Here is a 12,648-nt window from a genome sequence, read left to right as displayed (position 1 = left end):
TTTATGAAATGTAGTTATGCAGAAAATGAATTATTAAAAAAAGTGATAAGTACTTCACTTACAGCAACGTCATTTGCTGCCGATGCGGATCGGCAGTATTGCTTGTCATTAACCCAAAATGGCTTACTGCAAATTAAACCTTTAATTATTAGTGCTCATGCACCAAATGTAAAAAGCAACTTATCGCTATTCAGTTTGCATGAACAAACCATTAATTTAATTAATCAACAGCAACAATTGCTCACTTTACATTGTTATGGCAGTGGCTTATCGCCTATGGGCTGGGTTCTTAAGACTAATGATTTTGATGTAATAAAATCTAGGCTAGCTAATGATCATTTAACCATAACACAACAGGTTAATGGTGATTTAATACTGGGTGATATTCGGTTAAGTTATAACACACATATTTGCCATATGAAGATAAAGTGCAAATTACACACCCAATTAGATAAAACTGCGATTAGGCAACGATTCATGCAGCTAGATTATCCAACGGGTTTATTTGGTTTTCTTAAAGAAAATATTGTCGATAATCCCGCACCAGAATTGGTGATTTTGTGTGAAAGGTTAAATCGGTTAATGTTGGGTCAACATGCGGATATTACTCAATTTATTGGTTTAGGTCCCGGCTTAACGCCTAGCTTTGATGATATTATGGTTGGGATTTTTTCGGTATTGGCCAGTGATCATCGTTTTAAACCGAAAATAGAACAATTAAAAACAGCAATGCTGGCTTTATCGTTAGATGCGTTGACAACAACAATTAGCGCTACTTTTTTAAAATATGCCTTACAAGGTCAATTTTCATTATCTGTTTTGAATGTCATTGAACGGCTTAATCAACATAACTATGGTCATCGTGCTTTTCATAATCTTTTAAATTATGGACACACATCGGGAGCCGATCTTTTATTAGGTATTTGGTTGGGTATTGATCGTTTTTTAATAAGGGACTGAATAATGTTAGATACAGAAACTATGCGAACTTTCACAAAAGTTGCTGAGTGTAAAAGTTTTTCCAAAGCAGCCAAACTGTTATTTAAAACACCCGCTGCCATTAGCTATCGCATCAAATCATTGGAAACCGATCTTAATACTCAATTGTTTGAACGCACAACACGTACTGTATCGTTAACGCTTGCCGGTCAACATCTTTATGAACATTGTAGCCAATGGCTACTTTGGTTAACCACTATGCCGGAAGAACTGCATCAAATCCGCGATGGTGTTGAACGCAAAATCAATCTGACCATCAATAATTTGCTCTATGATGTTGATGCTGTCACTGATCTGTTGAGTTATTTGCAAGAAAAATTTCCATTTACTAATTTTACCTTTAATCGGCAGGTATATATGGGCGTTTGGGATTCGTTATTGCATGGTGAATATCATCTTGCTATTGGCGCAACGGGAACGGAGTCATTAGATAATATGATTAATATTTTTCCATTAGGTGAAATTAATTGGGTTTTTGTCGCCGCAAAAAATCATCCTATCACTCATTTAGAAGGGCCGTTATCGAACGAAACGTTACGCAAATATCCCGCAATCAATATAGAAGATACATCAGTTCATATGAATAAACGCGTAGCATGGTTACTGCCAAGCCAATCCGAAATTATTGTACCTAACATCACAACCAAATTATCGTGTCATTTAAAAGGGCTGGGGATAGGTTTTTTACCGCGTTCGGTTTGTCAAAAGTATTTGGATTCGGGTGATTTAATTGAATGCCAAGTGATTAATGAACGTAAACCATCGCCTCTATCCTTAGCTTGGAAAAAGTCACATATGGGAAAAGTGATGAGTGAAATTGTTAATTTATTTAAATTTCACCATCCATTAGCCAGTAGTTTCTTAAAAAATATTGATATAAAAAGATAAATAATTCATCACAACTAAACGTGATTGTTAACAAATAAACAAGAAATAACTAAAGGAAAATCACATGTTAGATTTAGATAAATATGATCAAATTAATCCGCCAGCTCGATTATTGATGGGACCGGGTCCAATTAATGCTGATCCACGTGTAACACGAGCAATGGCTGCGCCTTTAATTGGTCAATTCGATCCTGTTATGACTGATTATATGAACCAAACGATGGCGCTTTATCGTGACATTTTTAAAACCAAAAATGAACAAACTTTTGTTATTGATGGTACAGCTAGAGCTGGGATTGAAGCCGTTCTTGTGTCTACAATTCGCCCTGGTGATAAAGTGTTAGTGCCAATATTTGGTCGATTTGGTTTATTACTTTGTGAAATCGCTCACCGCTGCCGAGCTGATGTGCATACTATCGAAGTACCATGGGGTGAAATATTCGATCCCAATGTAATTGAAGATGCCATTAAAAAAATTAAGCCACGTTTGCTACTTTGTGTACAAGGTGATACATCAACTACATTACTTCAACCATTAGATAAAATTGGTGAAATTTGTCGCAGGCATGGTGTGCTGTCTTACGTAGATGCAACTGCTTCAATTGTCGGTAACGTTTTAGAAGTCGATAAATGGCAACTTGATGGGGTATCTGTTAGTTTGCAAAAATGTTTGAGTGGACCTCCGGGTGTGGCTCCTTTAACGTTAAGTCCAAAAATGGTTGAAATCATCCAAGCACGCAAATGTGTTGAACTTGGTATTCGAGCTGAAGGCGATAGTAGTGGCAGTGATGAAATGATTTATTCCAACTATTTCGATATTGATATGATCATTCGTTATTGGGGATCAGAACGAATTAACCATCATACTGAAGCTACTTCTATGCTTTATGCTGCTAGAGAGTGTGCTCGCATTGTATTACAAGAAGGTTTGGATAATGTTATAGAACGTCATCGCATTAATGGTGCGGCAATGGAGGCTGGTTTACAAGCGATGGGACTTGAATTGTTTGGCGATATTAACCATAAAATGAATAATGTGGTTGGGGTGATACGTCCAGAACATATTAACGATCAAGAAGTGCGTAACTTAATGCTTAATGATTTTGGTATTGAAATTGGTGCATCTTTTGGTCCTCTTAAAGGTAATGTTTGGCGTATTGGCACCATGGGTTATAACGCTAGAAAACCGTGCGTTTTACAAACATTAACCGCCTTTGAAGCGGTATTAAATCGTGTTGGTTTCAAAACCGTTCAAGGCGCTGGATTACAAGCTGCTTGGGATATTTATCAAAAGTAAAATTGTACTATTGATAATAAACGCTCATCTATTTGAGTTAACCTTACATCCATTGCAACCAAAGTGATGGATGTAAAAATGGTGCAACATATAGCGCAACATAAATCGTTAATGGTCGCAAAATTACATGGCAAAGCAAATTGTTTTAGAACACTGAAAAGCTTAGCACCCTTGGTGTCAGCTTATTAGGGATAATATTATACTTACGGAAATTTATTGGCTTTATAGCTGACCAATCTGGAGGAAGTTATAATGAAGCTATAATAATTCATTTATGTTTATAGTGTTATCACTTATTGCATTCTCGATATTAACCTTTTTTATCCAAACAATGAAGCAATAAAACTCCTAGATAGTAACTTTACAAAGTGCTAAGTAAAGTCCTGATTTTTTATTGTTGAGTTTAAAACAGATCTCACGCTAAGATTCCCTTCTACTTTTTAATCATTTAATGCACTTTAAAAAGTAAATAGTATAATAAAATCCTAATATTAATTTGCTTTATTTCTCTCAAAAGCTATTATGGTTTTCACATTTATATAAAGATAGGAATAACCATGATTAAGTCTTGTTTTTCGTTAATTTTATCCGCTTTTTTATTACTCACTAGTCATTTTAGTTATGCTGATAAAGATATAACTTATGTCGTCGGTGCGGGTGGTACATATCGTCCGTTTGAATATGAAAATACTCAACGCCAGTTAGAAGGGTTTGATATTGATATCATCCAAGCAATTGCTAATGTGGAAAATTTTAATATCAAATTGATTAATACACCTTGGGACAGTATTTTTGCCAGTTTGAACAATGGTGAACGAGACATTATTATTTCAGGTATTACTATTACCGATAAACGCAAAAAATCGGTAGATTTCTCGTTACCTTACTTTCCTGCTGAACAAGTTGTTGTAACGCAAGCACACTCCAGTATTACTTCATTGGAAGATTTAAAAAACAAAACAGTAGGCGTTGTAAATGGTAGTACAGCAGATGTGGTTGTTTCAAAAGTTTTAGGAATGAATAGCAAAGCGATAAAGCGTTTTGATAATACGCCGCTTTTATTACAAGATCTTTACGAAGAAGGGATTGATGCTGCGGTTAGTGATGTTGGGGTGGTTAAGTTCTATATTAAAATGCATTCCGGAAAAGATTTCAATCTAATTGCTGATCAAAACTTCGAGCCTCAATATTTTGGTATAGCTGTTGCTAAAGGTAATGATAAATTACTTAATAGTATTAACGAAGGACTTAAAAAAATTATTGCCAATGGTACTTATGCAACCATTTATGCTAAATGGTTTGATGAAAATGTACCAACTCTACCCATTAATTAATCGACAATTACAGGATCATTTTATTTATGCAGTTTAATTGGGAAGTGATTAGTGATTATTTGCCTCTGTTTATTGATGGAGCAATAATGACCATCACCTGTACGATAGTTTGTGTGGTGTTTGGTACACTTTGGGGATTAATATTAGGTCTTGGTCGAGTTGCTGAAGTGAAGCACGGCATTTATAAAAATGTTTTATTATTAGTAGTAAAATGGCCAGTTAAAATTTATGTAAGTGCATTTCGGGGTACACCGTTATTTGTACAAATTATGGTTATGTACTTTGTTATCATGCCATTTCTGTTACATCCTCGAGAGGGTATTTTAGTCTCTGATTATTTGATCTCACCTGAAACCGCGCGTTTTTTACGAGTGCAATATGGCGCATTTATCTCTTGTGTTTTAGCAATAACTTTAAATGCTGGAGCTTACATTTCTGAAATCTTTAGAGCGGGTATTCAATCTATTGATAAAGGACAAATGGAAGCAGCACGATCACTGGGCATGAGTTATGGTAGCACCATGCGTAAGGTAATTTTACCACAAGCTTTTCGACGCATGCTTCCACCTTTAGGTAATAATGCAATTGCAATTTTAAAAGATTCTTCATTAGGTTCCGCTATCGGATTGATCGATTTAGCGTATGCGGCAAGAACGGCTGGTGCAGCCAATGCTGTCTATACCGAACCTTATTTAGTTATCTCTTTAATTTACTGGTCTATGACATTTTTGCTGTCATTACTGGTTAAATATATGGAAAAAAGGTTAGGTAAAAGTGATTCACATTAATAATCTACAAAAGCAATTTGGTGATATTCATGTATTAAGAGGTATAACGTGCGATATCCAAGAAAAAGAGGTTATTTCAATTATTGGTCCGTCAGGATCGGGTAAAAGTACCTTTTTGCGTTGCATAAATGGGTTAGAAGATATCACCTCAGGTGAAATTGAAGTTAATGGCTTTAAAGTTCATGTCCCTAAAATCAATATCAATCGCTTGCGCGAATCTGTGGGAATGGTGTTTCAGCGTTTTAATCTGTTTCCACATATGACTGTGTTAGAAAATTTGATTTTAGCACCTCGTGATGTCAAAAAAATGGCCAAAACCGATGCTATTACCAAGGCAGAAAGTTTACTTATAAAAGTCGGACTAATTGATAAGATTGATGCTTACCCAAGTCAACTTTCAGGTGGTCAACAACAGCGTGTTGCCATTGCCAGAGCTTTGATGATGGATCCTAAAGTGATGTTATTTGATGAACCAACTTCAGCGCTTGATCCTGAATTGGTCGGTGAAGTATTAACCGTTATGAAATCATTAGCGCAAGAGGGTATGACGATGGTGGTTGTCACTCACGAAATGGGTTTTGCTAGAGAGATGTCCAGCCGAGTTATTTTTATTGATCAGGGAATTATTCAAGAGCAAGGATCACCTGAGCAGATCTTCAAAAATCCACAAAACGAACGTACCCAGTTATTTTTAAGTAAAGTACTCTAGGTGTTTATGTAGTCAATGATTGGCACAAAAAAACTGTTCTTCATGAAGTGACCCCCAATAGTTGGACAACCAATTACTGGGGTTTTTTATTGATAAAATTTGAGCAATTAAGCTTTATATTTTTTCATTACAATTGAAGCATTAGTACCACCAAAGCCAAAGCTATTTGACATAACTGTTGTCAATTCACGTTCGGTTGGTTCAGTAATAATATTCATGCCAACTGCTGCTTCGTCTAATTCATCAATATTAATACTTGGTGTAATAAAGCCATGCTCAAGCATTAATAATGAATAGATAAGTTCTTGTGCGCCTGTTGCACTTAATGAGTGACCAGTCATTGACTTAGTTGATGAGATTGCTGGAATATTGTCACCAAACACTTGTTTGATCGCCCATAACTCTTTTACATCACCAACAGGGGTTGATGTACCATGAGTATTGATATAATCAACTGGCACATCTAAATCTTGAATAGCAAGTTGCATACAACGCATTGCCCCTTCGCCAGATGGTGCAACCATATCATAACCATCTGATGTAGCACCATAACCGACTAACTCACCGTAGATATGAGCGCCACGGGCTAATGCATGCTCTAACTCTTCAACGACAACCATACCCGCCCCACCAGCAATAACAAATCCATCACGATTAGCATCATAAGCTCGTGATGCTTTTTCTGGGCAGTCGTTATATTTAGTTGATAGCGCACCCATTGCGTCAAATTCGCAAGACATCTCCCAACAAAGCTCTTCACCACCACCGGCAAAAACAATATCCTGTTTACCTAGTTGAATAAGTTCAGCTGCGTGACCAATACAGTGCACAGACGTTGCACAAGCTGAGGTCATAGAATAGCTCACACCTTTAATTTTAAATGGTGTAGCTAAACAAGCTGAAATTGCCGATGACATTGATTTTGTCACAGCATAAGGACCAACACCACGTAATCCTTTTTCTTTCATACCTGCAACGACGTTATATTGAGTTTTAGTTGAACCGCCATAACCTGCAATTAAACCAGTACGTGGATTAGAGACTTGTTCTGGAGTTAATTTAGCGTCTTCAATAGCTTGTTGTAAAGCAAGATAACCATAAATTGAAGCATCATTCATAAAGCGAACTATTTTACGATCAATAAGGCCTGTCGTATCTAATTTAACATTTCCGCAAACATGGCTACGCATTCCGCTATCTTTCATTTCTTGTGAAAAGGTAATACCACTACGGCCGATTTTTAAAGATTCCAAAACTTCTTTGGTATTATTTCCAATACTTGAAAGAATTCCTAACCCTGTTATAACAACGCGTTTCATACAATATTTAGCTCCTAAATTATCTGCTTCTAACAAAAATTAGTGTGATTATAGCGTACACTTGTAAGCTCAACAATACCTGAGTAATTTTTTTATCTTTCTTTTTTAATTAATTAATTGATTATTAATATATTATTCAGGTAAATTTAGCTTTACATTGATTAAAAATTATTAAATTATTGATAGTTAATGACTCAAGTTTACCAAGTTAATATGATTAAATCGCAACATACTTGCAGAGCCTAACACAGTTAATATATACTGTATATAAATACAGTTTATGGTAGTTCAAAATGAATGAAAAAATGGTTACTAAGCTTGAGATATTAGCTGAATCGGCAAAGTATGATGTCTCGTGTTCATCAAGCGGATCAACCCGTGGCAATAAAAATAAAGGCATTGGTAATGCAAACAAAAGTGGTCTTTGCCACACATTTACTGCCGATGGGCGATGCGTATCGTTACTTAAAATTATGTTAACTAATTACTGTATGTTTGATTGTGCTTATTGTATTAACCGACAAAGTAACGATATTCCTCGAGCGGGTTTTACTCCGCGCGAACTGGCTGATCTGACCATTGAATTTTATCGCCGTAACTATATCGAAGGATTATTTATAAGTTCGGGTATTGTGCGCAGTCCTGATCACACTATGGAACGCATGATCCGCGTAGTGAAAATTCTACGTACTGAGCATCATTTTAATGGCTATATTCATATGAAAGCGATCCCTGGTGCCAGTGATGAACTGATTAATCAAGCTGGATTATTGGTTGATAGAATGAGTGTTAATTTAGAAATTCCAACCGAAGAAAATCTTAAATTACTTGCGCCAGATAAAGATCATAAAAGTATCTACCAACCTATGCGTCAAATTCATCAAAATCTACTTGAGAACATTGAAGATCGTAAAAAATTTAAATCTACACCAAAATTTGTACCAGCAGGGCAGAGCACACAAATGATTATTGGTGCAACCGATGAATCGGACAAACAGATATTACAACTAACAGCTAAACTCTATAAGCGACCGAGCATGAAACGAGTCTATTATTCCGGATTTGTTCCTGTTAACGGTTATGATAAACGTTTGCCAGTAGTGCAAGATGTACCGCGCGTACGTGAAAATAGGCTGTATCAAGCCGATTGGTTATTACGATTTTATGACTTTAATGTTGATGAAATTGTTAATGATAGGTATCCAGATCTTGATTTAACGGTTGATCCTAAACTTTCTTGGGCGATCCGTAATCCGCAGTTTTTTCCAGTTGATATTAATCGTGATAGTTATCAAAAAATATTACGGGTGCCCGGTATCGGTGTAAAATCTGCCAAATTAATTGTTATGGCAAGGCGTCATCGTCGGTTAACATTTGAAGCACTTAAACGGATCGGAGTGGTATTAAAGCGCGCGCAATTTTTTATTATTTGTCATGATATGAAAAAATTTAAAATACTTGACTCATCAGCCGAATATATCAAGCTATCTTTGCAAGATACACCATTGTTAGAAGATAAAGCAATTTATCAACCACAACAACTCGTAATGGGGTGGTAACGTATGTTAGCGTTTTATTACGAAAAAAGCTTTGAAGGTGTGCTATGCGCGGTATTTGATGCTTTTAAACTCAAAAAAATGCCAGAATGTTTATTAGCTACAGGACAGGTAGAACCACTACTTGTAACAGATAGGCATCATGTAGAATTTTGTGAATTTAAGTATGAACGGGTGCGTGTTGCATTAATCAAAAAATTGAGTAAAACTGCTTTACGACAATTAATGTATGTATGGTTATCTGAATTACCCGATAGCGACTTAATCATCTTTCGATATATTTGCAAAGTGTTTAAAGCCACAAAATCTATCGAAACTGATTTTGCCGATCCCGATGTATTAACCGTGCGTGAAATTGCAAAAAAAGTAAGTAATGAACGTCATCGTATATTAGAGTTTATTCGTTTTAATGCTATAAAAAATCCACTAAAAAAAACTTATAAACAAGCATCAGATGATGACGAAAACGAAGAATGCGAAAAGATCTACTTCTCTGTGATAGGTCCTATTTATAACGTGCTACCTTTGGTACTAACTTTTTTTAAAGAACGCTTTGCTGATCAAAAATGGGCGATATATGACGAAAAGCGCCAATATGGTTATGTCTATGATTTGAATAGTATAGAACAGGTATCATTGATTGATAAAGATGATTTAATTATTAACAGTCAAGTTAATCAAAATTATCTAACCGAGGACGAGGTACTGTTTCAAACCATGTGGCTAAGGTATTGCAATGCAATAACCATCAAAGAACGTATTAATCCAAAATTGCAACGGCAACATATGCCAAGTCGGTTTTGGCGCTATCTACCCGAAATGAAACTTGCCGTAAAAGACTACAACGGCATTTAAAAAGCTTTTACAAGACACAAAAAACCGCCAATCAAGGCGGCTTCTTAACGAATGTAACTAATTAAACTTATTGAGAATCTATATCATTAATTATGCTATTAATGCTTTCTTGGCGTTGCTGTTGTTTTTGCTCGTCAACTTTACCACCAGATGCATTAAAATCATTACGTTGGAAATAAGCATTACGCATAAAGTTATAAGGGTCATCACTACTTTTGAGTAAATCTTCATACTCAATTGCTACAGCACGTGCTTCAATACCATCAAATACGCCACGAACTAATGCCCATTCCCAATCTAACCAGACAAGTGGTGGATACAAGGTATCAACAATATCACCACCTTCTTGGCGAAGGGTAGCTGAACCATAGAAAGGTAACACTACATAAGGACCATAAGGCATATCATAATGGCCTAATACATCACCAAAACTTTGTTTAGAACCTTTTTGTAATTGTGGGTCAGCCATACCGGCTACATCAAATAAACCAGCAACACCAAAAATGGTATTTAAAAAGAATCGAGCTAAATGTTTGCCTGCTTCATGCCCCTCACCTTGTAGCACACTATTAACCATTGATGCGGGTTCAGAAAGGTTAGATGAAACATTAACAACCCCTTTACGTATTGGTGTAGGTACATAATCTTTCCAAACAACTGCGGCAGGTCGCAAAATGTAAGGATCAAGCGCATAATAGTTAACATTAAACATAGTTTTATTGAACCCAGATAATGGGTCACTGTAGCTATTTGTCTCAGGCTGATAGGTTGCACAACTTGTCAGTGCTAAAACCGAAAACATCATACCTATTATTCTTTTTTTCATAATGTTACCGAATAAAAATGATAAAGTGTTGAATGGGCATGATTGTATCATGTTTGTTCAAAATAGAAAATTTTTCATGAATTAAATGGCAATGTTTGTTTAAATTTATTAAAATGCTTGCCACTATGACCTCATAGTTAAATGGATATAACGAGCCCCTCCTAAGGGCTAATTGCAGGTTCGATTCCTGCTGGGGTCAAAACCAGGAAAAGAAGCTACACGATTGAAAACGACAGTATTTTATTAACCTCATTTAGAAAATACCGTAAATGTGAACTGTAAAATCTCAAAAATCTCTAAAAGCCATAAAATCTAAAAACGCCTAGACTGAAAAAGCCTCTATTTATATATTATCCTATTGAAGTCCAAATAATTTATCATTGCTTGTCTCTATTTTAATCATCTTTTTTGATTTTCTGTCAATCATCAAACAGTATATTTAATGAAAAGTGTTTTCATCTCTCTTAGAAAAACGCTATTTATATGACATACCAATTTAATACTTTGTAAGATTATTTAATTTGAAAAAAATTATAAAATAGTAAGCAATATCATAGTGATAAATAGAATCAATAATTCTATAGTTTAAGAAAAGTTGTTAAAAAGAGTAGATAATGTTTATAGGTATTATTTAATGGCTAGCCACCATCGTTTATCAAAGGGAATAAGCAAATTGTTTAATCTTATTTAAAAATAGTGCTAAAGATATTACAAAATAAATATTTTAAGTTTTTGTTTTAATATTTTCTACTGTTAGGAGGATATGAATTTATAAGCAAAATCGTTTATCGTTTTTTTTATCTCTGTAAAGAAATTGAATAATACGTTCTTGCTGTATGGGTAATGTCATAGCAGTAGTTAAAACAGGATATATCGCGTATTAAAAATAATCGTTAAGTAAAAGTACTTCTGCCAAATATGAGAAATTACAAAGCAGGTCAATCATTATTGATAAACGCAAATTTGTGTAATACTCAATTAACAATTATCAATACAAGCTAAATTTAGTTTTGCAAAGCCGATTACTAATTTGCATTAACTTTTGTTGATTTTTTACCCTTAAAGAATGCAGTTAATTGTTGATTAACTATCATAAGGTTAATTTTTAATCTAATTACATGATATTTTAGAGCAGATTATTTTAGTTTTATCACTAGGTTTTGTAATCCTATCATCAAAATTACATATAATTTAATTAATAATATTTAGGAATTTGTTAAAAAAATCAAATAATAGAATAAAAATTATTGTATAGTAATAAGTTGTTAAGTAATAATAAGAAACTTTATTAAATGAGGTGATTAGAAAGAAAAATTCCTCTGATGATAAACACCAGAGGATCATATGCAAGGGATGACGCATATAAGGAGAAAGTGGTTAAATAATAAAATTTTTAAAGATATTTTGTCAAATTTGATCTGATAAGAAATCGTTAAAAAAATTTCAAAATATTGAAATTGATAGCTAATCCATTAATACCTAATGTTCATGTAATTTATAGGGCAGTTATAAGATTATTTAGTTAAATATTTAGCATTAAATGTAAATTAATCGAAAATAAAAGCTAATATTTGATAAATAAATTAGTTTTCGTACAACAAAATTATAAATTTCTTAAAGAAATCTTATGTTAGCTATAAATACTTAATGTAAATTTATTTGTAAAACAGTCAAAATAAATTTCCAAAATTCAGATTTTGTTACCCTCCCTTTTTTGATAGTGTTTAGGTGAAAAATTGTTATTTATATTCTGATGATTTATTAGTGATATCAGTAAGTTATCTATTAAAATTAAATTTATAAAAACTTTAAAAAAATATTGCAAATTGCGTAAAAAAAGGTATTTTATACCTCTTTTTTAGATTGTTTTTGATCTGAACTTATCAAAAGGTTTGTGTGATAATTGTAAATTATCCTAACAATCAAAAAACAATGCAAAAAATTAGTTATAACAATAACAAAATATTTTCAGTAATCATGAAGTATCAAAAAGAGGATAACATGGATAGAGGATTAACCAATCTGGTGAATCAATTAGGCAATGGTTTAAGTCATGGTTTAAAGAATGGTTTGGTTA

11 protein-coding genes and 1 tRNA gene are annotated in these 12,648 nt (G+C 34.1%); 10 read left to right on the top strand and 2 right to left on the bottom strand.

The annotated features are described in order from the left end of the window. Nucleotides 1–3 precede the first annotated feature (3 nt). The 6 genes from H3S88_RS12570 to H3S88_RS12545 all read left to right on the top strand — a co-directional run bounded on the left by H3S88_RS12570 (nucleotide 4) and on the right by H3S88_RS12545 (nucleotide 6,015). Nucleotides 4–960, top strand: coding sequence for a DUF2877 domain-containing protein (locus H3S88_RS12570; RefSeq protein WP_198229090.1), 957 nt, complete (start codon nucleotides 4–6; stop codon nucleotides 958–960). Between the two features lie 3 nt (nucleotides 961–963). Next, nucleotides 964–1,887: an HTH-type transcriptional activator AllS gene (gene allS / locus H3S88_RS12565; protein WP_198229091.1), complete on the top strand. Its 924-nt coding sequence runs from the start codon at nucleotides 964–966 to the stop codon at nucleotides 1,885–1,887. 64 nt (nucleotides 1,888–1,951) lie between these two features. Beyond that, nucleotides 1,952–3,184, top strand: coding sequence for an alanine--glyoxylate aminotransferase family protein (locus H3S88_RS12560; RefSeq protein ID WP_198229092.1), 1,233 nt, complete (start codon nucleotides 1,952–1,954; stop codon nucleotides 3,182–3,184). Nucleotides 3,185–3,741: 557 nt separating this feature from the next. Further along, nucleotides 3,742–4,518, top strand: coding sequence for a basic amino acid ABC transporter substrate-binding protein (locus tag H3S88_RS12555; protein WP_198229093.1), 777 nt, complete (start codon nucleotides 3,742–3,744; stop codon nucleotides 4,516–4,518). A 26-nt stretch (nucleotides 4,519–4,544) separates the two neighbouring features. Beyond that, nucleotides 4,545–5,306 carry an amino acid ABC transporter permease gene (locus H3S88_RS12550; RefSeq protein ID WP_198229094.1) on the top strand — a complete coding sequence of 254 codons (762 nt, stop codon included), beginning with the start codon at nucleotides 4,545–4,547 and terminating at the stop codon, nucleotides 5,304–5,306. Continuing rightward, a complete protein-coding gene (locus H3S88_RS12545; RefSeq protein ID WP_198229095.1) occupies nucleotides 5,293–6,015 on the top strand; it encodes an amino acid ABC transporter ATP-binding protein in 723 nt (240 codons plus the stop codon). Before H3S88_RS12550 ends, H3S88_RS12545 begins: the two co-directional genes overlap by 14 nt. Before the next feature lie 107 nt (nucleotides 6,016–6,122). Here H3S88_RS12545 and fabB read toward each other — a convergent pair whose 3' ends face one another. Beyond that, nucleotides 6,123–7,334, bottom strand: coding sequence for a beta-ketoacyl-ACP synthase I (gene fabB / locus H3S88_RS12540; RefSeq protein ID WP_110454832.1), 1,212 nt, complete (start codon nucleotides 7,332–7,334; stop codon nucleotides 6,123–6,125). Between the two features lie 293 nt (nucleotides 7,335–7,627). On the opposite strand from fabB, the gene H3S88_RS12535 reads away from it, so the two are divergent. Further along, complete coding sequence (locus tag H3S88_RS12535; protein ID WP_198229096.1) at nucleotides 7,628–8,893, top strand: putative DNA modification/repair radical SAM protein; 1,266 nt, start codon at nucleotides 7,628–7,630, stop codon at nucleotides 8,891–8,893. Nucleotides 8,894–8,896: 3 nt separating this feature from the next. Further along, the gene (locus H3S88_RS12530; protein ID WP_198229097.1) at nucleotides 8,897–9,745 is read left to right on the top strand and encodes a TIGR03915 family putative DNA repair protein; all 849 of its coding nucleotides are present in this window, start codon (nucleotides 8,897–8,899) and stop codon (nucleotides 9,743–9,745) included. Between the two features lie 67 nt (nucleotides 9,746–9,812). Here H3S88_RS12530 and H3S88_RS12525 read toward each other — a convergent pair whose 3' ends face one another. Continuing rightward, nucleotides 9,813–10,571: an MlaA family lipoprotein gene (locus tag H3S88_RS12525; RefSeq protein WP_198229098.1), complete on the bottom strand. Its 759-nt coding sequence runs from the start codon at nucleotides 10,569–10,571 to the stop codon at nucleotides 9,813–9,815. A gap of 127 nt (nucleotides 10,572–10,698) precedes the next feature. Here H3S88_RS12525 and H3S88_RS12520 point away from each other — a divergent pair. Next, nucleotides 10,699–10,770: transfer RNA gene (locus H3S88_RS12520), tRNA-Arg, on the top strand. Between the two features lie 1,697 nt (nucleotides 10,771–12,467). Further along, the coding region (locus tag H3S88_RS13295; protein ID WP_232354030.1) for a hypothetical protein at nucleotides 12,468–12,648 on the top strand (181 nt) is incomplete at its 3' end.

Origin of the sequence: Gilliamella sp. B14448G11 (assembly GCF_016101765.1) — a bacterium.
Lineage (GTDB): Bacteria > Pseudomonadota > Gammaproteobacteria > Enterobacterales > Orbaceae > Gilliamella > Gilliamella apicola_N.
This window is presented reverse-complemented; position numbering and strand designations above follow the sequence as displayed.

Bases quoted from the DNA above. Each gene is read 5' to 3' on its own strand.
- H3S88_RS12570 (WP_198229090.1), top strand. From the start codon at position 4: ATGAAATGTAGTTATGCAGAAAATGAATTATTAAAAAAAGTGATAAGT.
- allS (WP_198229091.1), top strand. From the start codon at position 964: ATGTTAGATACAGAAACTATGCGAACTTTCACAAAAGTTGCTGAGTGT.
- H3S88_RS12560 (WP_198229092.1), top strand. From the start codon at position 1,952: ATGTTAGATTTAGATAAATATGATCAAATTAATCCGCCAGCTCGATTA.
- H3S88_RS12555 (WP_198229093.1), top strand. From the start codon at position 3,742: ATGATTAAGTCTTGTTTTTCGTTAATTTTATCCGCTTTTTTATTACTC.
- H3S88_RS12550 (WP_198229094.1), top strand. From the start codon at position 4,545: ATGCAGTTTAATTGGGAAGTGATTAGTGATTATTTGCCTCTGTTTATT.
- fabB (WP_110454832.1), bottom strand. From the start codon at position 7,334: ATGAAACGCGTTGTTATAACAGGGTTAGGAATTCTTTCAAGTATTGGA.
- H3S88_RS12535 (WP_198229096.1), top strand. From the start codon at position 7,628: ATGAATGAAAAAATGGTTACTAAGCTTGAGATATTAGCTGAATCGGCA.
- H3S88_RS12530 (WP_198229097.1), top strand. From the start codon at position 8,897: ATGTTAGCGTTTTATTACGAAAAAAGCTTTGAAGGTGTGCTATGCGCG.
- H3S88_RS12525 (WP_198229098.1), bottom strand. From the start codon at position 10,571: ATGAAAAAAAGAATAATAGGTATGATGTTTTCGGTTTTAGCACTGACA.